Origin of the sequence: Paenibacillus cellulositrophicus (assembly GCF_009363095.1) — a bacterium.
In the GTDB taxonomy this organism is placed as follows: Bacteria; Bacillota; Bacilli; order Paenibacillales; family Paenibacillaceae; genus Paenibacillus_AQ; species Paenibacillus_AQ favisporus.
This window is the reverse complement of sequence record NZ_CP045295.1, coordinates 1,476,523-1,500,174: the sequence shown is the minus strand read 5'-3', so window position 1 is coordinate 1,500,174 and position 23,652 is coordinate 1,476,523. Positions and strand designations below refer to the sequence as shown.

General features: G+C 53.8%; 24 protein-coding genes and 1 other RNA gene. All 25 read left to right on the top strand.

The window, feature by feature from the left end; all coding sequences use genetic code 11:
• Nucleotides 1-99: 99 nt before the first annotated feature.
• The 25 genes from GCU45_RS06920 to rnpB all read left to right on the top strand — a co-directional run bounded on the left by GCU45_RS06920 (nucleotide 100) and on the right by rnpB (nucleotide 23,470).
• A complete protein-coding gene (locus tag GCU45_RS06920; protein WP_152398451.1) occupies nucleotides 100-702 on the top strand; it encodes a RodZ family helix-turn-helix domain-containing protein in 603 nt (200 codons plus the stop codon).
• Between the two features lie 185 nt (nucleotides 703-887).
• The gene (locus GCU45_RS06915; protein ID WP_152398450.1) at nucleotides 888-1,247 is read left to right on the top strand and encodes a histidine triad nucleotide-binding protein; all 360 of its coding nucleotides are present in this window, start codon (nucleotides 888-890) and stop codon (nucleotides 1,245-1,247) included.
• A gap of 138 nt (nucleotides 1,248-1,385) precedes the next feature.
• Nucleotides 1,386-1,559 carry a 30S ribosomal protein S21 gene (gene rpsU, locus GCU45_RS06910; protein WP_005547957.1) on the top strand — a complete coding sequence of 58 codons (174 nt, stop codon included), beginning with the start codon at nucleotides 1,386-1,388 and terminating at the stop codon, nucleotides 1,557-1,559.
• Between the two features lie 16 nt (nucleotides 1,560-1,575).
• Complete coding sequence (locus GCU45_RS06905; RefSeq protein ID WP_076169799.1) at nucleotides 1,576-2,019, top strand: GatB/YqeY domain-containing protein; 444 nt, start codon at nucleotides 1,576-1,578, stop codon at nucleotides 2,017-2,019.
• A 169-nt stretch (nucleotides 2,020-2,188) separates the two neighbouring features.
• The gene (locus GCU45_RS06900) at nucleotides 2,189-3,496 is read left to right on the top strand and encodes an NfeD family protein (protein WP_425281289.1); all 1,308 of its coding nucleotides are present in this window, start codon (nucleotides 2,189-2,191) and stop codon (nucleotides 3,494-3,496) included.
• Nucleotides 3,497-3,592: 96 nt separating this feature from the next.
• Nucleotides 3,593-4,600 carry a flotillin-like protein FloA gene (gene floA / locus GCU45_RS06895; RefSeq protein ID WP_152398449.1) on the top strand — a complete coding sequence of 336 codons (1,008 nt, stop codon included), beginning with the start codon at nucleotides 3,593-3,595 and terminating at the stop codon, nucleotides 4,598-4,600.
• A gap of 13 nt (nucleotides 4,601-4,613) precedes the next feature.
• Nucleotides 4,614-5,234 carry a hypothetical protein gene (locus GCU45_RS06890; protein WP_152398448.1) on the top strand — a complete coding sequence of 207 codons (621 nt, stop codon included), beginning with the start codon at nucleotides 4,614-4,616 and terminating at the stop codon, nucleotides 5,232-5,234.
• Between the two features lie 240 nt (nucleotides 5,235-5,474).
• A complete protein-coding gene (yqfC, locus tag GCU45_RS06885; protein WP_076169802.1) occupies nucleotides 5,475-5,768 on the top strand; it encodes a sporulation protein YqfC in 294 nt (97 codons plus the stop codon).
• Nucleotides 5,765-6,961, top strand: coding sequence for a sporulation protein YqfD (gene yqfD, locus GCU45_RS06880; RefSeq protein WP_152398447.1), 1,197 nt, complete (start codon nucleotides 5,765-5,767; stop codon nucleotides 6,959-6,961). Before yqfC ends, yqfD begins: the two co-directional genes overlap by 4 nt.
• A 60-nt stretch (nucleotides 6,962-7,021) precedes the next feature.
• Entirely contained in the window at nucleotides 7,022-7,939 is a 918-nt protein-coding gene (locus GCU45_RS06875; protein WP_420819893.1) for a PhoH family protein, read from the top strand.
• 14 nt (nucleotides 7,940-7,953) lie between these two features.
• Nucleotides 7,954-10,209: an HD family phosphohydrolase gene (locus GCU45_RS06870; RefSeq protein WP_152398445.1), complete on the top strand. Its 2,256-nt coding sequence runs from the start codon at nucleotides 7,954-7,956 to the stop codon at nucleotides 10,207-10,209.
• Nucleotides 10,210-10,212: 3 nt separating this feature from the next.
• Entirely contained in the window at nucleotides 10,213-10,710 is a 498-nt protein-coding gene (gene ybeY, locus GCU45_RS06865; RefSeq protein ID WP_152398444.1) for an rRNA maturation RNase YbeY, read from the top strand.
• A complete protein-coding gene (locus GCU45_RS06860) occupies nucleotides 10,710-11,084 on the top strand; it encodes a diacylglycerol kinase family protein (protein WP_152398443.1) in 375 nt (124 codons plus the stop codon). The genes ybeY and GCU45_RS06860 overlap by 1 nt, the downstream gene beginning before the upstream one ends.
• Before the next feature lie 22 nt (nucleotides 11,085-11,106).
• Nucleotides 11,107-11,523 carry a cytidine deaminase gene (locus GCU45_RS06855; protein WP_152398442.1) on the top strand — a complete coding sequence of 139 codons (417 nt, stop codon included), beginning with the start codon at nucleotides 11,107-11,109 and terminating at the stop codon, nucleotides 11,521-11,523.
• 146 nt (nucleotides 11,524-11,669) lie between these two features.
• Nucleotides 11,670-12,569 carry a GTPase Era gene (era, locus tag GCU45_RS06850; protein WP_116229507.1) on the top strand — a complete coding sequence of 300 codons (900 nt, stop codon included), beginning with the start codon at nucleotides 11,670-11,672 and terminating at the stop codon, nucleotides 12,567-12,569.
• Between the two features lie 126 nt (nucleotides 12,570-12,695).
• Nucleotides 12,696-12,851 carry a YqzL family protein gene (locus tag GCU45_RS06845; RefSeq protein ID WP_094598739.1) on the top strand — a complete coding sequence of 52 codons (156 nt, stop codon included), beginning with the start codon at nucleotides 12,696-12,698 and terminating at the stop codon, nucleotides 12,849-12,851.
• Between the two features lie 36 nt (nucleotides 12,852-12,887).
• Nucleotides 12,888-13,649, top strand: coding sequence for a DNA repair protein RecO (recO, locus tag GCU45_RS06840; protein WP_152398441.1), 762 nt, complete (start codon nucleotides 12,888-12,890; stop codon nucleotides 13,647-13,649).
• 374 nt (nucleotides 13,650-14,023) lie between these two features.
• Nucleotides 14,024-14,911 carry a glycine--tRNA ligase subunit alpha gene (gene glyQ / locus GCU45_RS06835; RefSeq protein ID WP_152398440.1) on the top strand — a complete coding sequence of 296 codons (888 nt, stop codon included), beginning with the start codon at nucleotides 14,024-14,026 and terminating at the stop codon, nucleotides 14,909-14,911.
• The gene (gene glyS, locus GCU45_RS06830) at nucleotides 14,904-16,979 is read left to right on the top strand and encodes a glycine--tRNA ligase subunit beta (RefSeq protein ID WP_152398439.1); all 2,076 of its coding nucleotides are present in this window, start codon (nucleotides 14,904-14,906) and stop codon (nucleotides 16,977-16,979) included. Before glyQ ends, glyS begins: the two co-directional genes overlap by 8 nt.
• A gap of 265 nt (nucleotides 16,980-17,244) precedes the next feature.
• A complete protein-coding gene (locus GCU45_RS06825; RefSeq protein WP_152398438.1) occupies nucleotides 17,245-17,703 on the top strand; it encodes a YaiI/YqxD family protein in 459 nt (152 codons plus the stop codon).
• 48 nt (nucleotides 17,704-17,751) lie between these two features.
• The gene (gene dnaG, locus GCU45_RS06820) at nucleotides 17,752-19,572 is read left to right on the top strand and encodes a DNA primase (protein WP_076170145.1); all 1,821 of its coding nucleotides are present in this window, start codon (nucleotides 17,752-17,754) and stop codon (nucleotides 19,570-19,572) included.
• A gap of 40 nt (nucleotides 19,573-19,612) precedes the next feature.
• The gene (gene rpoD, locus GCU45_RS06815; RefSeq protein ID WP_116229511.1) at nucleotides 19,613-20,746 is read left to right on the top strand and encodes an RNA polymerase sigma factor RpoD; all 1,134 of its coding nucleotides are present in this window, start codon (nucleotides 19,613-19,615) and stop codon (nucleotides 20,744-20,746) included.
• A gap of 363 nt (nucleotides 20,747-21,109) precedes the next feature.
• On the top strand, nucleotides 21,110-21,886 hold the full coding sequence (locus GCU45_RS06810; RefSeq protein WP_152398437.1) for a tRNA (adenine(22)-N(1))-methyltransferase: 777 nt from the start codon (nucleotides 21,110-21,112) through the stop codon (nucleotides 21,884-21,886).
• Nucleotides 21,862-22,977: a Nif3-like dinuclear metal center hexameric protein gene (locus GCU45_RS06805; protein ID WP_152398436.1), complete on the top strand. Its 1,116-nt coding sequence runs from the start codon at nucleotides 21,862-21,864 to the stop codon at nucleotides 22,975-22,977. Before GCU45_RS06810 ends, GCU45_RS06805 begins: the two co-directional genes overlap by 25 nt.
• 82 nt (nucleotides 22,978-23,059) lie before the next feature.
• An RNA gene (gene rnpB, locus GCU45_RS06800) (RNase P RNA component class A) lies at nucleotides 23,060-23,470 on the top strand.
• Nucleotides 23,471-23,652: the final 182 nt, after the last annotated feature.

Here is a 23,652-nt window from a genome sequence, read left to right as displayed (position 1 = left end):
CCATCATCCATATTTTTTTGAAAAAGACAGTAGCCATTCGCCCAGCCTTGAATACGATGTTCATGTAAATCTTCTGAAATTGGGAGGCTGTGAAGGGCAATGGAAAAGTTTGAGGCCATAGAGTTATGCAAAAAGCATATGCACCGTTACGTCCGCGCGACAATGGCGGACGGAAGCGTACACGATGGATTTGTGGAAAGTGTTGATGAGGAGAGGCTGTATCTGGCAGTACCGGTAGGCCATGAAAACGTGTCGCCAGCACATGTGTCGCCGAATGCGAACGTAGCTCCGATGTATGTATCACCTGCAAGCGTGAACGCGAACGTAGCACCGACATATGTATCACCAGCGAGCGTGTCGCCGAACGCGAACGTAGCTCCGACATATGTGTCGCCTGCAAGCGTGTCACCGAACGCGAACATAGCTCCGATGTATGTATCTCCTGCTAACGTGTCACCAAACGTGGCTCCGGCTCATGTAGCTCCGGCCAACGTGGCGCCAGCGGTCATGCCGTTCCATCATGGCTGCTTCGACCCTTGCGGAGGTTTTCCGGGATATGACTACCGAGCATTTTTCCCAGGGTTCTATCCTCCGTTTGGATACGGATACGGCTTTGGGTATCCGTTTTACGGACCCCGCTTTAACCGTTTGATTCTGCCTCTGGCCGGATTGACGGCGCTGTCGCTGCTGCCATTTTTTTAATATCTGATATAACGTACGAACCTGAAGAGGGATACCGGGAGAACCGGTGTCCCTTTTCTTTTGGATTCGGCGCGCCAGCCGAACTATTTCTAAGCCGGGAACAGCGGGGACATTGGACGGGTCATTTTATATCCGGTATGATAAGAAAAGAAAATCTCTTACATATTAAAGGAGGCAACAATCCGATGGATTGCCTGTTTTGCAAAATCGTTGAAGGGAGCATCCCTTCCCAGAAAGTTTTTGAAAACGAACGGATCCTGGTATTTCGTGACATTCAGCCGGCCGCGCCGGTTCACGTGCTTATCATCCCGAAAAAGCATATCGCCTCAATGAACGAGGTTCAGGAGGAGGATCTCACGCTGATCGCCGAAATGCATCAGGTGGCCCAGCAGGTCGCTAAGGATCTGGGCGTCAATGAATCGGGATACCGGCTCATCAACAACTGCGGACCGGATAGCGGACAAGCGGTCCATCATATCCACTATCACCTGCTAGGAGGGGCCAAACTGGGCGCCCTGACCGGGATTTCCGACTCTCACGCATAAGCTTGTACCCCGGCAAATCCGGCCTTTGGTGAAAAAATAGGCGCTGAGGTTGACACCCTATTTCTCTTTCACCTATAATTAAGTTTGATGAACCGTGTTATTGCTCTTGGACGGTCTGGTCGGAGGGAGGGAAAACTGGTGTCTGAAACTAAAGTTCGCAAAAACGAGACTATTGATGCTGCACTTCGCCGCTTTAAGCGCTCCATCGCTAAGGATGGCGTATTGGCTGAGGTGAAGAAACGTAAGCATTATGAAAAGCCAAGCGTAAAGCGCAAGAAAAAGTCCGAGGCTGCTCGTAAGAGAAAGTTTTAGGAGGATTTGAACTAGCATGAATCTTAGCGAACGATTGAACGAAGATATGAAGCAGGCGATGAAGAGTAAAGACAAGTTCAAACTCTCCACGATTCGAATGGTTCGTTCGACGATCAAGAATCTTGAAATAGATTTGAAAAGAACTTTGGATGACAACGAAGTGCTTGATATCCTCAGTCGTGAAATCAAACAGCGCAAAGATGCCCTCCAAGAATTTCAAAAAGCAGACCGCGAGGATCTTGCGGAACATGCCAAAGCAGAAATCGAGATTATCGGTCAGTATCTTCCCGCACAGCTTTCCGAAGAAGAAATTAAAGTTATTGTACAGCAGACCATCCAGGAAACCGGTGCTTCTTCGAAAGCCGACATGGGGAAAGTGATGAGCGCGCTCATGCCGAAGGTAAAGGGACGCTCAGACGGCAAACTTGTGAACCAAGTGGTTCAACAATTTCTGCAATAAACATAAGTGAAACACCCCTGATTTCAGGGGTGTTTTTTCATTTTCTGAAACGATTCCCTTCTATGATGCGTAATAACTACCATATGATGGACATTATAACGGGAATGTGGAAAGGAGGGGTAAGGTGAGTTTGGCCAAAAAGGGGCTTAAGTCTCTCGTAATGATGCTGATGCTCATATTCTTGGTTGCCGGCAGCTGGCTTCCCGGGCGGGTATCCGCCGAAACCGGTAAGAAGAGCGGCCCGGTCTATATCATACCGGTGGACCAGGAAATTGAGACGGGGCTTGAGAAGTTCATGCGACGCGGTTTTAAAGAAGCGGCCAAGATGAATGCCGGGCTCGTTGTGCTCGAGATCAACACGCCGGGCGGGCTTGTCGATACCGCCGACAAAATCGGGCAGATGATCCGTGACAGCAAGATCCCTACGCTTGCTTACATTCAAGGCAATGCGGCTTCGGCCGGCAGCTATATCGCGCTGAATGCCGATAAAATCGCCATGAAGCCAGGCGGCATGATCGGCGCCGCCGCCATGGTGGACCGTACGGGAAAACGCGTGGATGATGCCAAGCTGGTCGCGTACTGGAAGTCAAAAATGAGCGCAGCGGCTGAGTCCAGCGGACGGGACAGCAAAATCGCCGAGGGTATGGCGGATATCAACATGGTCGTCGACATGCCGGCGATCGGAGAGAAGAAAGAGAAAGGCGATATTATCGCCTTGTCGAGCGAACAGGCTTTGAAGGTCGGATATGCCGATCATATCGCATCAACGCCTGAGGAAGCGATTCAATGGATGGGGTACTCGACGGATGACGTTTTCCGGGTCGAGCATACTGGTGCGGAGAAGGTGGCAGCCTTTCTGACACATCCAACCGTAATGATCATTTTGCTGTTCCTGGGGATAGCCGGTGTCGTCATCGAGCTGATGATTCCTGGCTTTGGCGTTCCGGGGATCGTGGGCGTAGTTGCCTTTGTACTGTATTTCTTCGGTAACTATGTGGCGGGCTTCGCAGGATCCGAGACGTGGCTGCTCTTTATTATCGGGCTCATTCTTATGATTCTAGAAATGTTTGTCCCGAGCTTCGGCATCCTCGGTATTCTGGGTGCTGTCAGCCTGATTGCGGGCGTTGTCCGGGCAGCTTACGATACGACGCACGCCTTGTTCTCGCTCGGGATCGCATTTGCGGCAGCCGTCGTGGTCGTGGTGATCGTCGCGATCATATTTAAGGAGAAGGGCATCTGGAACCGCTTCATCCTGAAAGAATCGCTGACCAAGGAGCAGGGCTTCGTTCCGACCGATGCGAAGGAGGATTTGCTTGGAAAATCAGGCGTTAGCGTGACTCCGCTCCGTCCGGCCGGTACTGTGGACGTGGAAGGCGAGCGGATCGACGTCGTAACGGACGGAGAGTTTGTCGCGGCGGGCACACCGGTTAAGGTCGTTCGCGTCGAAGGTGCGAGAATTGTCGTAAAGCCGGAATAATGCTGGCTTTTTGGCGAGATTCGTGTAACATGTTGTAAAGAACCTGGAAAGAATGTCACATGAAACCAATTGATTACCTGGAGGTTGATAGGCAGTATGGATGGAACTTCTCTTATCACGGTATTACTGATTGCGGTTGTCATCATTATTGTGCTTAGCGTATTTTTCAGCTTTTTCCCGGTCATGCTCTGGATCTCGGCCTTAGCGTCCGGCGTCCGGATCGGAATTATTACGCTGGTGGCCATGAGACTGCGGCGCGTCACGCCGAGCCGGATCGTCAATCCGCTCATTAAGGCGACGAAGGCGGGGCTGGGTCTTAACATCAATCAGCTGGAAAGTCACTATTTGGCCGGTGGTAACGTGGACCGGGTAGTTAACGCCCTCATTGCGGCCCAGCGCGCCAACATTCCGCTCGAATTTACGCGTGCCGCCGCCATCGACCTGGCTGGCCGCGACGTGCTGCAGGCCGTTCAGATGAGCGTCAACCCGAGAGTCATTGAGACTCCGGTCGTAGCCGCCGTTGCGAAGAACGGGATTGAAGTGAAGGTTAAGGCCCGGGTTACGGTCCGTGCCAATATCGACCGTCTCGTCGGCGGTGCAGGTGAAGAAACGATTATTGCCCGCGTAGGCGAAGGGATCGTAACGACCGTCGGCTCCAGTGACATGCACAAGGACGTGCTGGAGAACCCGGACTCCATTTCCCGGACCGTATTGGCCAAGGGGCTGGATGCGGGAACCGCTTTTGAAATTCTGTCGATCGATATCGCCGACGTGGATGTAGGCAAGAACATCGGGGCTTACCTGCAGACCGAGCAGGCCGAAGCCGATAAGCGGATCGCCCAGGCTAAAGCCGAGGAACGCCGTGCGATGGCGGTAGCTCAAGAACAGGAAATGAAGGCTCGCGTCGTCGAGATGAGAGCGCGGGTTGTGGAATCCGAATCCGAAGTGCCGCTCGCCATGGCGGAAGCCCTGCGCTCAGGAAAGATTGGCGTCATGGATTACATGAACCTGAAGAACATTGAAGCCGATACCCAAATGCGCGGTTCGCTGGGCAAAATAGGGGACAGCGGAGATGGCGGCGGCAGTCCGAAAAATAACAAGTAGGGAATGAGCATCCATGTGGATCATTGAACACTTTTACTGGATCCTGATCATTGGATTTGCGGTCATCTCTGCGCTGAGCAAAAGAGGAAATAAATCGAAGCAGAGGCAGCAGCCCCGGGGCATGCCCACGTTCGGGGGAGAAGGCCGTCCGTATCAACGACGGGACGAAGCGGATGATTACGACGAGGACGAGGATGAGGAATACGATGAGGGCCGTCCAGATCCGGCATACGGCTCCCGGCCACGGCCGCAGGAACCTGAGGGCAGAAGGAGCTCCCCGTTCGGATCGTATGATTCATCTGCCCCTGAACCGCCTGTATATTCCCAGGACTACCGTCCGGCTCCGGACTACGATACCGGCGAAGGAGTATCCTCGATGTGGGCGGAAGAGAAGCCGTCCCCGGTACAGGCTACGCTGGCGGATCGAACCCGTACAATGCAGCAGGAGATCAACAGGGTGAACGCTTCTCTGGACAAAATATCGACGCAAATGGATATGGCGGCTGACAGAACGTCTGACCGTGAGGCAGCTGTCCCGGTATCCCCTTTGGCCGAGCAGGCCAGACAAGGGATCATCTGGGCTGAAATTCTGGGTCCGCCCCGTTCCAAGCGCCCGTTGAATCCGCGGAAATAACGATAATCTAGAAGTGAGGCCTCTTTCGGCCCGGGAAGATCATGGTATCTTTTCGGGCAGCGGAAGAGGCTTTTCATTTTGGATCGCACAGCTTGTCCGCTGTGACCTTACGCCGAGAGGCGTTTTTTTTTCGTGCTGCGCAAGGCATGTGATCTTATGGCTTGAACTTCCCTGAAAAGCTTCATAAACCGGGCTTTACGAGCATAAGGTGTAGAGTACAGGAAGGGGGAAGACCTTCGTATGGCCGGGATCAGCCGCAGGCTGCGGAAGTGGACGAACGAAATGCTGGATGTTCCGCAGGACGTTTTGTTCGATCTGCCGCGCATCACTATGGTGGGAAACAAAGAACTCTATATCGAAAATCATCGGGGCGTCCGGCATTTTTCACCCGATAAAATGGTCCTTTCCCTGTCCCAGGGACTGCTCGAGATTGAAGGCTCCGGGCTTATGATCCGGTCGATTCTGCCGGAAGAAGTGATGATCGAAGGATCGGTAACGAACATTAAATATACAGGAACGGAGGAGAGTCCATGAAAATCCCGACATTAACCCGGGTTCGCGGCTGCGTGCTGATTGCTGTCCGGGGGGAGCATGTGGAGTATTTCATCAATGCATTGGCGGAGAACGGTGTACCGGTATGGGACATCGAGCCCAAAAACGGAAATTTGGCAGAGATGAAGGTGCTGCTGAGGGATTTTCATGCTCTTCGTCCCTTGTTGAAACGGACAGGCTGCCGGGTGCATGTACAGGGCCGGATCGGTTTGCCCTTTACGCTGGTCAAGCTGTATAAGCGCAAGTTTTTTATGGTGGGCATCGTGCTGTTTTTCGTTCTGCTCTTCCTGCTGTCGTCGATGGTGTGGAACGTCAGGGTAACCGGCAACGAAAAGATCGCGACCGAAGACGTGCTCGAAGCGGCGAAGAAGGAGGGGGTCCGCCCGTTCCAGTGGATTTTTCGCTTAGATTCGCCGGACAAGCTGTCGCGTGAGCTGAGCATCCGGCTTCCGGGCACGTCCTGGATCGGGGTGGAGCGCAAAGGCACCACCATTACGATCCAGATCGTGGAGGCAGCCGAACCGCCGAAGCAGCCGCTGACCGACCCGCGCCATCTGGTCAGCCGGACGGACGCGGTGGTCACGAGTATCTATGCGGAGCAGGGGCGGCCGCTCGTCGAGAAGAACTCCCGTGTGAAAAAAGGACAGGTGCTTATATCGGGCATTCTTGGCGTTGATGGCGGAAACACCCAGGTTGTCGTGGCCAAAGGGGAGGTCAAAGGGCTGGTTTGGCACGAATACAGGCTTGCGGTTCCGCTGGTCCAGAAGCATAAAGTGTATACCGGGGAAAGAAAGACCAAGTCTTATTTTGTGATCGGTGACCGTGCGGTGCAGCTATGGGGCTACGGAAAGGATCCGTACCAGGCTTCCGAAACACTGACGGAGCATGATCCTCTGACCTGGCGCTCCTTCAAGCTACCCGTCGGATGGATGACGGAAAAAGTTATGGAAGTGCAGGAAAGCAAAGAAACGCTGACCGTCGAAGAGGCTAAAAAACAGGGATTGGACGGAGCCGTGCGGGATATTTTGGCGAAATATGGGACGGATTCGCAGATCATCAGCCAAAAAATTTTGCATGAGAAGAAAGAGAATGGTAAAGTTTATATGAAAGTGCTTTTCGAGGTGGAAGAGAAGATTGCCGAAGAGCTTCCCATAGTTCACAACCAAGGAGAATGAGGCTATTTGTCAGAAAAAAATCACAGCGCACAAATCTTACTTCAAAGTGCAAGCGAAGGGATGTCCATTTTCGGACCGCAAGACACCTTTCTGAAGATGATCGAAGCGGAGATTCCCGCTCAGATCGTGTCGAGGGAAGCGGAAATTACCGTCCGCGGCAGCGACCGCGACGTGCAGGTGCTGACCGAGCTGTTTGAGGTGCTTCTCCAGCTGGTCCGCAACGGTTACATTCTGACCGAACGCGACGTATCCTATGCGATCGACTTGGCGAAGGACTTCCGGGCGGATCAGCTGCTCGACCTGTTCAAGGGTGAAATCACGACCACGTTCCGGGGCAAACCGATCCGGGTCAAGACGATCGGCCAGAAGCATTACGTCACCACTATCCGCAAGCGTGACATTGTATTCGGCATCGGGCCTGCGGGAACAGGCAAGACCTATCTAGCAGTTGTTTTGGCGGTTGCGGCCTTGAAGGAGGGCTCCGTCAAGCGGATCGTGCTGACGCGTCCGGCTGTCGAAGCGGGGGAAAGCCTGGGCTTTCTGCCGGGTGACCTTCAGGAGAAGGTAGACCCGTATTTGCGTCCGCTGTACGATGCGCTCTATGACGTTATGGGACCTGAACAGACTGCAAAGTCGCTGGAACGGGGATTGATTGAGATCGCTCCGCTCGCCTATATGCGGGGACGGACGCTGGATGATTCTTTTATCATATTGGACGAAGCCCAGAACACGACACCTGAACAAATGAAAATGTTTCTTACCCGTCTTGGGTTCGGCTCAAAGATGGTCATCACGGGCGACGTCACCCAGATCGACCTGCCGAGAGGCAAGAAGTCCGGGCTGGTTGAAGCCAAGTCGATCTTGAGCGGCATTGATGAGATCGGGTTTGTGCAGTTCGCCGAGCAGGATGTCGTGCGTCACTCCCTTGTGCAGAAAATCATTGTTGCTTACGACAAAGCTGCAGAAAACCAAGATTAGAGGGGATTATCTTTATGACTTCGAAAGAAGCGTCATCAGGCAAATCTTTCTCAACTAAAAATATCGGATGGAAACATAGCGCGGCAACCCGCTATGTTCTCTTTTTATGTCTGGCCATTCTGTTCTACGTGAGCCTGGCGCCGGATCTGCTTCCGGAAAAATACAACATTCAGGTCGGCACGCACAGCGAGAAGGAAATTACGGCGCCGATGCAGATTCCGAACAACAAAGCGACCCTGAAGGCGCAGGAGGAAGCTGCCGAACGCGTGCAGCCGATTTATACCATCGTTCCGATCCGGAACGATAGCCTGATCGCCTCGCTGCTTGACCGGATCGACAAGCTCAATCAGGACGACCAGGTTTCCCGCGAGGACAAGGTGGCGATCTACCGGCAGGAGATTCCGCAGCGCGCCCAGGATTTTGTGCAGAACTACGTCAATAATACGCGGAGTTCGGGCACCTATTCCGAAGCGCTGCTGAACGAAATGCTGAGGGTGACCAACCAGCAGGTCTATAAAATTCCGGAAGAGACCTTCATCAAAATTCCGCGTCTGACCTCTGCCGATATTACCGAGATGAAGCCGGTGGCGCGTGAAATCGTATCGCGTCTGACCAACGACCAGATCGTGGACGCCCAGACCGCAAGGGCCAAGGTGGCTGAGCTGGTCAGCACGAGCTCTCTGAGCCAGCGCACCGCGCGCGAGGTAGTGCAGGAGCTGTCGAAGATCGCGATTACGGCCAACAAGTTCTATGACGAAGAGGCGACGAAGGAAGCCAAAGTTCAGGCCCGGGAAAATACCCCTACGGTATACATCAAGCAGGGCGGCGTGCTTGTCGCCAAAGGCGAGCTGATTACGGAAGAGCTGTACAACCTGCTGGATGATAACGGCCTGCTCAAAAATGACGTCAACTATTGGCCGCAGTTTGGGCTGCTGCTTTTGTCTCTTCTGCTGGCTTTAGGACTCATGATGTTCATCCGCCAGCTTAACGGGGGCAAGTTTGGGTATAACAATTCCCAGCTGCTGATGCTTGTTCTTATTTTTATTATTACGATCGTTTCCATGCATGTCGCCGGCATTTTGCAGAGCAGCGAGCGCCCCTATCTGGGCTATTTGGCGCCGGTTGCCATCGGCTCGATGCTGGTCACGCTGCTGCTGGACATGTCGCTCGCGTTTTTCTGCGCCATGGTCTTCAGTATTCTGTCCAGCGTCATCCTGAATGTGCATCAGGGGCAAATGTTTGATTTTAAGTTCGGCTTGTTCTCGCTGATCGTATCCTACGTGGCGATTTTTACGATCCATAAGGCAAGCCAGCGGTCGACCCTGCTGAAGGGCGGGATCATGGTTTGCTTGTTCGGCTCGTTGACCGTATTTTTGATTAACCTGATCGACAACGATGACTGGCAGCAAATGTCGACGCTCTACGCGCTGGGGTTTGCCTTTGCGGGCGGATTGCTGACCGCGATTCTGGTCATCGGCCTGATGCCGTTTTTTGAAGTTACCTTCGGCATCTTGTCAGCCCTGAAACTGGTGGAGCTGTCGAATCCGAACCACCCGCTCCTGCGCAAACTGCTTACCGAGACGCCGGGAACGTACCACCACAGCGTCATGGTCGGCAATTTGTCGGAGGCAGCGGCCGAAGCGATTGGCGCCAACGGGCTGCTGTGCCGGGTCGGATCGTATTACCATGATATTGGGAAGACGAAACGGCCAAGCTATTTTATAGAAAACCAGAACAATATGGAGAACCCCCACGACTCGATCGATCCGAAGCTGAGCAAGTCGATCATTATTGCGCATGCGAGGGACGGGGTCGAAATGCTCAAGGATTATAAGCTGCCGAAGCCGATTCGCGATATCGCCGAGCAGCACCATGGCACCACCTTCCTGCATTTCTTCTACCACAAGGCGCTTCGTCTGGCGGAGGAGCAGGGCAAAGAGCCGGATTTCACGGAAGAGGATTTCCGTTACCCCGGTCCGAAGGCTCAGTCCAAAGAGTCGGCCGTCATCGGCATCGCGGACAGCGTCGAAGCTGCCGTGCGGTCCCTCCGTAATCCGACCGTCACTCAGGTGGAATCGGTGATCGAGAAAATCATCAAGAGCCGGCTGGACGATCACCAGTTTAACGAGTGCGATCTGACGATGAAGGAATTGGATATTATCGCAAAGACGCTGAAAGAAAGCGTCATGGGAATTTTCCACTCCCGGATCGAGTATCCAGAAGAAATCAAGAAAACGAAGATGGATGAAGAGAATAGAAGGAGCGGTTGAAAGATGGGTCTGCATCTGGCTTGGAACAATGAACAAAATGAGCATCCGGTCAGCGATGAGCTGATTGCCACGCTGGAGGTCATCCTGCAAAAGGCGGGGGAAGCGGAAGGCGTGGAGGACGGCGAAGTGGCGCTCACATTCGTCGACGATAAGCAGATTCATGAGCTGAACCTCGAGTACCGCGGCATCGACCGCCCGACGGACGTCTTGTCCTTCGCCATGAACGAGAGCCTGGACGAGGAGCTGGACATCGTGTATGAGCTGGAAGAGGACGAGGAGCTGCACGATATGCCGGAGGTGCTCGGCGACATCATTATCTCCCTCGACCGGGCCAAGGCGCAGAGCGAAGAATACGGGCACTCCATGGAGCGTGAAATCGGCTTCCTGTTCGTTCACGGATTTCTGCACTTGCTCGGGTACGACCATCAGGATGCGGAAAGCGAAGCGGAGATGATGGGCAAACAGGAGGCTGTCCTGGCCCAGGTGGGGTTGACCCGGTAATGGCTAAGCGCTCCTTCCTTGCTTCATTCAGTTATGCCGCGGAAGGAATCGGATATGCATTGAAAACCCAGCGGAACATGCGGTTTCATGCCGTGGCGGCGGTTGTGGTCATTGCCGCTGCCGCCCTGCTGCAGCTGACGTGGCAGAGGTGGCTGTTCCTGCTCGTCGCAATCACGATGGTGATGGCCGCCGAGCTGCTGAACACCGCCGTCGAGGTCGTCGTGGATATGGTTTCACCGGAGCCGCATCCTATGGCGAAGGCGGCGAAAGATACCGCAGCCGGCGCAGTGCTGCTGACGGCCATCTTTGCCGTCGTCGTCGCCATTATTGTGTTCTATCAGCCTGTCGCATCATGGCTGGGAAGTCAACATTAGAAGTTACAGGAGGAATCATACTATGGACACAGCTCAATTAATGCAAGAAGCGATCAAGGCACGGACCAAGGCCTACACTCCTTATTCCCACTTCGGCGTGGGAGCGGCCCTGCTGGACGCCGAGGGCCATATCCATCACGGCTGCAACGTGGAGAACGCGGCATACGGGCCGACCAACTGCGCGGAACGAACCGCCCTGTTCCGTGCGGTAGCAGACGGTCATCAGCCCGGCAGCTTCCAGGCGATTGCCGTTGTTGGAGATACCGAAGGTCCGATCTCGCCGTGCGGCGTGTGCCGCCAGGTCCTGGTGGAGCTGTGTGCTCCCGACATGAAAGTCATCATGGGCAATCTGAAGGGGGACATCCAGGAAACCACAGTGCGTGATCTGCTGCCGGGTGCGTTTGGACCGTCCGACTTGAAACACAGTGACAGCGAATAAGCTGCACGATCCATTGGAATACACACATATAAAACTGGGGCCCCATCTTCGGCGGCGGTGAGCATCATGTTTTGCCGCGGTACGAAGAATGCGGGCCCTGATGGTCTTCCTGCTTAAGGAAGCATTATAGGAGGGTAATGACTTACATGGCGAAACCGTCATTCAAATCAGGCTTTGTGGCCATTATAGGCAGACCGAACGTGGGGAAATCGACGCTGATGAATCAAGTCATCGGCCAGAAAATCGCCATTATGTCGGACAAGCCGCAAACGACGCGCAACAAAATTCATGGCGTATATACGACGGATCACTCCCAAATCGTGTTTCTCGATACGCCGGGCATTCACAAGCGCCAATCCAAGCTTGGCGATTTCATGAACAATACCGCGCTGAATACACTGCAGGAGGTGGAGGCTGTACTGTTTCTGGCCGATACGTCCGAAGGATTCGGGGGCGGGGATCGCTATATCATCGAACAGCTGAAGAAGGTGAAGACGCCGGTCATTCTCGTGCTCAACAAGATTGACAAAATCGAGCCTCCGGCGCTGCTTCCGATCATCGAGGAATACCGCAAGCTGCACGAATTCGCCGAGATCGTGCCGATTTCGGCCATGCATGGCAACAACGTGAACACCCTGCTCGAGCAGGTGGAGAAGTATTTGCCTGAAGGGCCGCAGTACTATCCGGAAGATCAGGTCACGGACCATCCCGAGCAGTTCGTCTGCGCGGAGCTGATCCGGGAGAAAATTTTGCATATGACCCGCGAAGAGGTTCCGCATTCCATCGCGGTCACGATCGAAGATATGCGCGTGCAGGACAACGGCGTCGTGTATATTTCGGCGGTGATTTTCGTGGAACGGGATTCGCAGAAGGGCATCATCATCGGCAAGCAGGGCTCGCTGTTGAAGGAAGTCGGCAAGCAGGCGCGGCAGGATATCCAAAACCTGCTTGGCTCGAAAATTTTCCTCGAGCTGTGGGTAAAAGTGAAAAAAGACTGGCGCAACCAAGAGCGGATTCTTCGCGATCTGGGCTTTAACCGCGACTAGTGAGCATCCCAATGCCGGCGGGGGAATCCCGGCTTGGCAGGAATTGCAACACATAGTTTCACGGCTTTCGTAACATCCTATTTTTTGAAGATGCAGACGCCATTTCCGAAGAAAGGATGAATACGAATGCGAGATTTTTCGTGGAAGTATTTTGCGATGACTGGAGATGTGGATGCTTACTTGCTCTATAAACAGGCCGCCGGCATGACGGCGGATGAAGCGGAGACGGCGGCTGCGGCGCAGCTGCTGGATGAGACGGATACCTATGAAGAGAACGAATGATCTTTGGCTGCTCCGGGAATGGCTGGGGGAAGAAGCATGCTATACAGGGTGGAAGGGATCGTCATCCGCAGCATGGACTACGGCGAAGGGAACAAAATCATTACGATTTGCACCGAAAACGCGGGTAAAGTAGGCTTACTTGTCCGTGGCGCCAAAAAGGTGAAAAGCCGCCATGCTGCACTGACACAGCTGTTTACGACAGCGGAATACGTATTTTTCAGAAACGGCACGGGACTCGGCACGCTGAATGCGGGGGAAATTATGCAATCCCATCACGTGCTGCGCGAGGACATCGTTCTTGCCGCTTATGCCTCCTACGCCTGCGAGCTGCTTGACCGCGTGCTTCAGGACGAGGAGACGGGGAGCTTCTGGTTCCAGCAGCTTAAGGCGTGTCTAGATGCGCTGGAAGATGGCAAAGACCCCGCTGTCATTATCAACTTGTATGAGATGAAAATATTGCAGACTGCAGGATACGGTCCCGAACTGTCATCCTGCATTTCTTGTGGAAAGGATATTTCACCACAGGAGGAACGGTATTGGGTGAGTCCGCGGCTCGGAGGTGTACTGTGCCGGGCGTGCAAGCACTTGGATTCTCAGGCCATGGGGATTTCACCCCGGACGATGAAGCTGCTGCGTCTGTTTGCCCAGCTCGATTTGCGGCGGCTTGGCCACGTCGATGTGAAGGAAGAGACCAAGGCGGAGCTGAAGGCAGTCATGCGGGCATTTATGGATATGCAGCTGGGGCTGAATTTGAAGTCGCGGGGTTTCCTCGATCAGATGGAGAAGTACGGGCTGTAGGACCTGTTGCAGGAGATCTTGACTATCGGAATCATTTCCTGTAGTATATATTAAGTTTCTAATTAAATTGTCTGACACGCAATGATCGAAGAAGTAGTGGGTCTTCCATTCCTGTTAGCGAGCCGGGGAGGGTGCAAGCCTGGCGGAAGGAATCCATGAACCGGCACTTCGGGAGTGTGAAATGAAATCGGAAAAGTGGGTTGTTCCTGGCTAAAGTGAGGGGCAGCCAAGTAGGGTGGAACCGCGGGATCAGCTCTCGTCCCTATGTCTGTACAACAGGCATAGGGCGGGAGCTTTTTGTTGTACAGAAATGTGATCATTGTTGACGGGTATCCGTCCATTCCCCCCAATTTTCAAATGAAGGAGAGTCGTATATGAACTTTCAGCAGATGATTCTGACGCTGCAGCAGTTCTGGGCCAATCAGAATTGCATTATCGTGAATCCCTATGACACGGAAAAAGGGGCCGGCACGATGAACCCGATGACGTTTTTGCGTTCTCTCGGACCGGAACCCTGGAAGGTAGCCTATGTAGAACCTTCCCGCCGGCCATCGGACGGCCGTTACGGGGAGAACCCGAACCGGCTCTATCAGCATCACCAGTTCCAGGTGATCATCAAACCGAGTCCGGACAACATTCAGGAGCTGTATCTCGACAGCCTGAAGGCGCTCGGAGTGGATGCGCTCGACCACGATATCCGCTTTGTCGAGGACAACTGGGAGAACCCTTCGCTTGGATGCGCGGGTCTCGGCTGGGAAGTATGGCTGGACGGTATGGAAATCACCCAGTTCACATACTTCCAGCAGGTGGGCGGTATCGAAACGAACCCGGTCGCCGTGGAAATTACCTACGGCATGGAGCGCCTGGCTTCCTACATTCAGGAGAAGGAAAACGTATTTGACCTGGAGTGGGTTGACGGCATTTCTTACGGTGATGTGTTCCATCAAGCGGAAGTGGAGCATTCCACGTATACCTTTGAAGTGTCCGACGTGAAAATGCTGTTTACGCTGTTCAACATGTACGAGCAGGAAGCAGGCAAGGCGATGGAGCGGAATCTCGTATTTCCGGCATATGACTACGTCCTGAAATGCTCGCACACGTTCAACCTTCTCGACGCAAGGGGAGCCATCAGCGTTACGGAGCGTACTGGCTATATTACGCGGGTGCGCAATCTGGCCCGCCAGGTGGCGGCAATCTACATGGAGGAGCGCGAGAAGCTCGGCTTCCCGCTGCTGAAGAAAGGAGGCGACCTGAATGTCTAAGGACCTGTTGTTTGAAATCGGCCTGGAGGAAGTGCCGGCACGGTTTTTACGCGCAGCGATGGAGCAACTGAAAGAACGCATGGTGAAATGGCTGGAGCAGTCCCGGATCGCCTACGGCGAAGTTCACTCCTACGCAACCCCCCGCCGCTTGGCCGTGCTTGTTAAATCGGTTGCGGAGAAGCAGGAGGACGTGCAGGAGGAAGTGAAGGGCCCGTCCCGCAAAATCGCCCTCGACGAGAACGGCAACTGGAGCAAAGCCGCGCTTGGCTTCGCCCGCGGACAAGGCGTAGATCCCGAGCAGTTTACGTTCAAAGAGCTGAACGGCGTGGAATACATTTACGTCACGAAGAGCAGCAACGGTGTTGAGACTTCTGCGCTACTGTCTGAGGCACTGCTCGGCATCCTCTCTTCGATGACATTCCCTAAGCATATGCGCTGGGGCAGCTATGAATATAAATTTATCCGTCCGATCCGCTGGATTACAGCCCTGTTCGGCACGGACGTCATTGATCTGGAAGTGACCGGCGTGAAGTCGGGCAACGTGACCCGCGGCCACCGTTTCCTCGGAACGGAAGCCGTTGTGCCGGAAGCCGGCGCTTACCAGGAAGTATTGCGCGGCCAGCACGTCATCGTAGATGTGAAGGAACGCGAAGGCATGATTCTGGAGCAGATCGAGTCGCTTGCTGCAGAGAAAAACTGGACCATTGCGGTCAAGGACGATCTGCTGGAGGAAGTGCTGTTCCTGGTAGAAACCCCGACAGTGCTCTTCGGAACATTCGATCCTTCCTTCCTGAACATTCCACAGGAAGTACTGATCACTTCCATGCGGGAGCATCAGCGGTACTTCCCTGTTCTGGATGGCCAGGGACAGCTGCTGCCGTTCTTCGTAACGGTGCGCAACGGCGACAAGCGGTCGCTTGACGTGATCGCCAAAGGGAACGAAAAGGTGCTTCGCGCCCGCCTGTCGGACGCCAAGTTCTTCTACGAGGAAGACCAGAAGCTGGAGATCAAGGACGCGCTCTCCAAGCTGGAAAGCATCGTCTTCCACGAGGAAATCGGCACGGTTGGCGATAAGGTCCGCCGGATCCGCCGTATCGCCGACCAGATCGGAGAAGCGCTGCAAATTTCCGGAACGGACAGCGAATCGGTAAGCCGCGCTGCGGACATCTGCAAGTTCGACCTCGTTACGCAAATGGTGTATGAATTCCCTGAACTGCAAGGCGTCATGGGCGAAGACTATGCCCGCAAAGCCGGCGAAAGGGAAGACGTGGCCAAGGCGGTATTCGAGCATTACCAGCCGCGTTCGGCATCGGATGACGTTCCGTCCAGCCTGGTGGGTTCCATCGTCAGCATTGCAGACAAGATCGACACGATCGTCGGCTGCTTCTCAATCGGCATCATCCCGACCGGCTCCCAGGACCCTTATGCGCTGAGACGCCAGTCCCAGGGCATCGTGCAGATTTTGCTGGCTAAGCAGATGCCGCTCACGCTGTCCCAGCTGTTCGACATCGCGCTCGGCGTGCATGCAGAGCTTCGCAGCTTGGACCGCCAGCCGGATGACATCCGCAAGGATCTGGCCGAATTCTTCGGCCTCCGTGTGAAGAAGCTGCTCTCCGAGACGCTCCGCTACGACGTGGTGGACGCGGTCATTTCCGCCGGATTCGACGATGTCATCTCCGTCGTATCCCGCGGGGAAGCGCTGATGCAGGCGGTTAACAGCGGAGACGATTTCAAGACGACTGTTGAATCCTTCAACCGTGTCAGCAATCTGGCAGCCAAAGCGGAAAAGGCAGAAGTTCAGGAGCCGCTCTTCGTGGAAGAAGCCGAGTCCAATCTGTTCCGCGCATGGCAGTCCATCACCGCCGATTACCATGCAGCGCTGTCGGAGCGTGATGGCGCCAAAGCCCTTGCTCTTCTTGCCGACATTAAGGAAGCCGTTACGAAGTTCTTTGATTCCGTCATGGTCATGGCCGAGGATGAGCGGGTCCGGGCTAACCGTCTGGGTCTATTGGCATCGATCGACCGCGATTTGAAGCAGTTTGCCGATTTTAACAAGCTGGTATGGTAAACCTGTAAAGGTTTCGGGTAAAAGAATACGGAAGCGGGACGAAACAAATCGGTCCCGTTTTCGTATCTTTTTCATGTATATAAGATTGAACTGAAGTTTCTCATTCAGCTTCCTGTTTTATTTTTCTTTAGTTCATTCTATGTACGCAAAAGTTTCCTGCAGCACTGTCAGAAGTTGTAATGTCCGTCCCGGAAGGATTTTTATAGGACTGGCTCGTATATAATAGTACGGAATACCAAGAATGACAGGTGGGCTCGAATCGGCTATGGATGACAGACAAATCGTTGTGGACGGCGACGCCTGTCCGGTGAAACAGGAGATTGCCGCAGCGGCTAAGGCTTTTGGCGTTCCCGTGCTGATGGTCTCTTCGTTCGATCACTTGATCCAGGCCGGGGAGGGTGTGCGGACCGTTCAGGTGGACCGGAGCGATCAGAGCGCCGACCTATACATCGCCAATCATATCCGCCGGGGGGACGTTGTGATTACCCAGGACTACGGACTGGCCGCCTTGGCCTTGTCGAAACATTGCTATGTACTCTCCTTTCGGGGCATGCAGTTTCATAACGAGGACATCGAGTTTATGCTCGACCGCAGGCACCATCAGGCCAAAGCGCGTAGGAACGGCAAGCATTCCAAAGGTCCGAAACCGATCACGGCGGAGGATAAAAGAATTTTTCAACAGAAACTGACAAAACTTTTGCAGGATTTGCAGGAGAACGTATAACGATAGCGAATTATATTTTACGTGCAAAAAGAGATGAAGGTGGTTATGATGAGTGCCGGACATGGAAGCATTCCGGAGAAGGTCATCGACGCGGTGCTGGAGCAGCACGATATCGTCGATACGGTAAGCAGGTACGTTCATCTGACCAAGCAGGGGAAATACATGAAAGGCCTCTGCCCGTTTCATTCGGAGAAAACACCGTCTTTCACGGTCACGCCTGAGCGGCAAATCTTTTACTGCTACGGCTGCGGCAAGGGTGGAAATGCCATCAAATTCAGGATGGAAATCGAAGGATTATCTTTTCCCGAAGCCGTTAAAGTCATGGCGGAAGAGAGCCACATCGCGGTACCGGAAGGGCTGGGGGGACCGGCGCATCAGCCGAATCCCGAGAGAGACCGCCTGCTTCAGGCCTACGAATGGACAGCGAAGTTTTATCACTATTTACTGAAAAATACGGAGCATGGCAAGGCAGCCATGGATTACTTGCGGCAGCGGGGCTTCACCGACAAGATGATCGATTTGTTCCAGATCGGGTACGCTCCGGATACGTGGAATACGCTGGTCCAGTTTCTGTCCAGGCGCTCCTTTGATCTCGAAGAGGCGGAGAAGGGCGGATTGCTGACCAAGCGCAGTGACGGCGGGGATTACTTGGACCGTTTCCGGGACCGGATCATGTTTCCGATCCATGACCGCAGCGGCAAGGTGATCGCTTTCGCTGGCAGGATTCTTGGCGAAGGGCAGCCGAAGTATTTGAATTCGCCTGAGAGCAAGCTCTTTAACAAAAGCCGGACGCTGTACAACCTGCATCAGGCCAGACCGTCCATTCGCAAATCGCGGCAGATTGTTCTTTTTGAAGGATACGGGGACGTGATCTCGGCATGGGAAGCAGGGGTTCAGAACGGCGTAGCCACGATGGGCACGTCCTTAACGGAGAATCATGCCTCTCTGATGAAGACGATGGCGGACGAAGTGCTGGTGTGCTACGACGGAGACCGGGCTGGACAAGCTGCGGCAATGAAGGTGATTCCGCTGCTTGAAAACGTGGGGCTGAACATCAGGATCGCGGTGCTCAGCGATGGGCTGGATCCTGACGAATTCATCCGTAAATACGGGGCGGAACGGTTCATGCGGCAGATTATCGAGGGCGCCGTTTCAACCACAAAATTTAAGCTTATATATCTGAAAAAAAACCATATACTCCTAGAAGAAGATGGAAAAATCGCCTACACGAAGGAAGTCCTGCCCATCATCGCGGTGCTGCCTTCTTCCACCGAACGGGAGGTATATTTAAGGGAATTATCTTCAGAATTGCAGCTTTCCTTTGACAGCTTGAAGCAGGATTGCAACGAGATCCGCCAGTCGATGCAAAAAAACATGCCGGATGGGGATAATAACGACAAAAGGTGGAATAATGGTAGGCATAAAAAAGGGCATGTTCCCGCCCCGACATTACTGCCGGCTTATCATACCGGAGAACGTCGCCTTTTAGCCATGATGCTGCAGGATGCCGAGGCCGCCCGCTACGTGGAAGAACGGCTTGGGGACGCGTTTAACATTGATGATCATGCAGCGATTGCTGCTTATCTATATGCCTATTATGCACAGGGCAAATCACCGGATATCAGCCGGTTTATGTCGTCGCTCCACGACGATCGCCTCGAGAAAACCGTCAGCTCCATCTCCATGATGGATATGCCGCGGGAGTGGAGCGTGCAAGAGCTGGATGATTGCATTCGGGAGGTGCAAAAGGTCCCGCAACAACGGAAAATAGAGCAGAAGAAAGAAGAAATGATATCTGCCGAACGGTCCGGAGACTTTTTGCGTGCTGCACAAATTGCAAGTGAGATTATAGCCCTAGAGAGACAGTAATCGTTGCTTCGATGGTTTCTAGGGAGGAGGGAGTCGAAATATGGCGAATGATCAGCATACTGAACTAGAGACAGAATTTACGCTCGATCAGGTTAAGGATCAGCTGATTGAGCAGGGTAAAAAGAGATCGTCACTGAATTACAAAGATATTATGGAAAAACTATCGCCGTTCGACCAAGACCCTGAACAGATGGATGAGTTTTATGAGCATCTGGGCGATTTGGGTATTGAAGTGGTCAATGAGAATGACGAGGAAGTCAGCAATTTGCGTCAAGGCGAAGACCATGACGGAAACGACAATGATGACTTTAATTTTGACGATGATCTGTCTTTGCCGCCGGGCATTAAGATCAACGATCCCGTACGGATGTATCTCAAGGAAATCGGCCGGGTGCCTCTCTTGTCCGCTGACGATGAGGTGGAACTGGCTAAGCGGATTATGAACGGGGACGAGGAAGCGAAGCGCCGGCTGGCTGAAGCGAACCTGCGTCTCGTTGTCAGTATCGCCAAACGCTACGTCGGCCGCGGCATGCTCTTCCTTGATTTGATTCAGGAAGGCAACATGGGCCTGATCAAGGCCGTTGAGAAATTTGACCATAATAAAGGGTTCAAATTCAGTACGTATGCCACTTGGTGGATTCGCCAGGCCATTACGCGCGCGATCGCTGACCAAGCGAGAACGATCCGGATTCCGGTTCATATGGTGGAAACGATCAACAAGCTGATTCGGGTATCCCGTCAGCTGCTGCAGGAATTGGGGCGCGAACCAACGCCGGAGGAAATCGCGGCCGAGATGGAACTCAGTGTGGAGAAGGTCCGGGAAATCATGAAGATTGCCCAAGAGCCGGTGTCGCTTGAGACGCCGATCGGGGAAGAGGATGATTCCCACCTGGGAGATTTTATCGAGGATCAGGAGGCGCTTGCTCCTGCGGATGCGGCGGCCTACGAGCTGCTGAAGGAACAGCTGGAAGATGTGCTCGATACGCTGACTGAACGTGAGGAGAATGTGCTCCGGCTTCGTTTCGGTCTGGATGACGGCCGAACCCGGACGCTTGAGGAAGTGGGCAAAGTGTTTGGCGTTACCCGTGAACGGATTCGCCAAATCGAAGCCAAAGCGCTCCGGAAGCTTCGCCATCCAAGCCGCAGCAAACGGCTTAAGGATTTTCTCGAATAGCGAAACCAACTTGGACCTTCTGCGGCGTGCCGCCAGCAAGGTCCTTTTTTTAGATATAAGATTGGATATAAGCTTTGGAGTTTGGGCTTTCTTATATCGCAGCGAGCAGGCTATGTATTTCTGAGGCTTCTGCCGGACAGCCTGCTTGTAAGTTCTGTTTTCTTTTAGAATTATTTCCTTAATTTGTTTTTATTTTAGCGCTTTTAACGAGCCAATGCAAATGATCTGGACATTTATCCAAAGATTGGAAGTGTGTATTGCAGGGAGCCGCTTCCGCTTCTGCTGCTGCCGATTTGCAGAAAGGACCTGCCGTTTGGTAGGGTAAAGGAAGGGATAAAAATAACTGATGGTGACGGTGGACATATGAAATTATCAAGAAGATTACAGCTTATTATGGAGCAAATTCCCGATGGAAGCCGCCTCGCGGATATTGGTTCGGACCACGCGCTTCTGCCGGTAGCAGCCGTTGAGGCGGGGAGAGCTATAAAGGCCGTGGCGGGAGAAGTCAATCAAGGCCCGCTACAGGCGGCGGCCAAGCAGGTGGCCGAAGCTGGACGGGGTGAGGACATTTCGGTGCGGCTCGGAGACGGCCTGGCGGTCATTTCGCCGGGGGAAGTGGATGTGATTACGATCGCCGGCATGGGCGGAAGCCTGATCGCGAGCATTTTGAACGAGGGGCAGGATAAACTGACCGGGGTGAAGCGGCTCATCCTGCAGCCGAACGTCGGCGAAGATTTGCTGCGCCGGTGGCTGCTCGATCATGCCTGGGTGCTGGTGTCCGAGATGATTATCGAGGAAGACGGCAAAATATATGAGATTTTGACAGCTGTACCGGAGCATTCATCACCTGTACGGTCGAATGAGGAGTTGTACCGGGAGCGCTCATGGAAGGCCGGGGAAGCCGGCGGCCACATAATCCTTACGAGTGAGCTGTTGATCCGCATGGGCCCTTGGCTGCTGGAGCAGCCAAATGAAGTGTTTGTGGCCAAATGGCAGGGCGAACTGGTGAAGATGGAGGGCATTCTGAAGTCCGTATCGTCCTCCAAGCTGCCTTCTGCCGCAGCCAAGGCCAGAGAGCTGACAGAAGAAATGAAACAAATCAGGGAGGTGCTTGCATGTTTGCAAAAGGACAAACGGTAATTCAATATATGGAGCAGCTCGCCCCCAAACACTTGGCGGTGCCGGACGACCGGATCGGGCTGCAGCTGGGCAGCCTGCAGAAGGAGATCAAGAGCGTGCTGGTGGCGCTTGATGTCAATGACGAAGTGGTCGAGGAGGCTATTGCGATCGGCGCGGATTTGATCGTAGCGCATCACGCCATCATTTTCCGTCCGCTCAAACAGCTTCAGACCGACACCCCGATGGGAAAAATATATGAGAAGCTGATCAAGCATGACATCGCCGTCTATATCAGCCACACCAATCTCGATATTGCCGAGGGAGGCATGAACGATTGGATGGCTGAAGCGCTTGGCATTGCGGACGGCGTACCGCTGGATGAGGTGCATGCCGAGAAGCTGTACAAGCTGGTCGTGTTTGTTCCGGCCGCCGATGCAGAGAAGGTCCGGACCGCCATGCTGGACGCAGGAGCGGGTGCTATCGGTAATTACAGCCACTGCAGCTTTAACGTGCAGGGCATGGGCACCTTTTTGCCACAGGAAGGAACGGAACCTTATATCGGCAAGCCAGGGAAGCTGGAGCAGGTGGAGGAGGTTCGGATCGAGACCATCGTCCCCCAAGGGATCCGAAACAAGATCGTTCAGGCGATGATCAAGGCGCATCCTTATGAAGAGGTGGCTTACGATCTGTATCCGGTTGACTTGAAAGGGCGCAGTTACGGGCTTGGCCGGGTAGGGAAGCTTCGGGAACCGGTGACGCTGGCCGAATTCGTCGACGTGGTCAAGGAAAAGCTGGATGTGCCGCATGTCCGGGTCGTTGGCGACCTGAACCGTAAGATCGGCAAGGCCGCCGTTCTTGGCGGATCTGGCAGCCGCTACGTGAATTCCGCGATATTCCGCGGGGCTGACGTGCTCGTGACCGGAGACATCGATTATCACACCGCGCAGGATGCGCTGATGGCCGGGATTGCCCTGATCGATCCGGGGCACAATGCCGAGAAAATCATGAAGGCCAAAACGGCCGAATGGCTGCAGGCCAAGCTGTCGGACAGCCGCTATGATACGAAAGTCGCCGCGTCCCAAATCAACACCGAGCCGTTCCGCTTTATGTAAAAACGGTAATTTTCGTTAAATTAATAGGCATTTGCCATTGTGTCCGGCGGCAATTCCTAGTATAATATTTTTTGTTGTCCGGAAAGTTTGACAGACAATCGCTGGCGGCGCGTAAGGCGCCGCGAGAGGAAAGTCCGGGCTCCGTAGGGCAGGGTGCTGGATAACGTCCAGTCAGCGCGAGTTGAAGGATAGTGCCACAGAAATGGACCGCCGATGGCTGCTGCTTGCAGCAGCACAGGCAAGGATGGAACCGAGGTGTAAGAGACCCCGAGGAGCGTTGGTGACTTCGTTCCTGGTAAACCCCACCTGGAGCAAGACCTAATGGAACGCAGCTTCCTCGAGAAGCAGCCTTTGCCCGAGGCGCGTTCGGGTTGGTCGCTGGAGCCAATCAGTAATGGTTGGCCTAGATAGATGATTGTCGCTTATCCGTGGGAGGGTAGTTCCCGAATGCACCACGACGAGCACAGAACCCGGCTTACGTAAAACTTTCCTAACTGCCAACAGTTCTTATTAGGATGACGTAATCAAGGCGGTATCCCGTAATTATACGGGATACCGCCTTTTTGCCGTCCGATCACCGGGTCAAGCCTGTTTTAGACGGATACCTTTCAGCTAAGGACAAACGTACAATCCCGATTGGGATCTCCATAATAGACTATATTAAATTTATGAAGG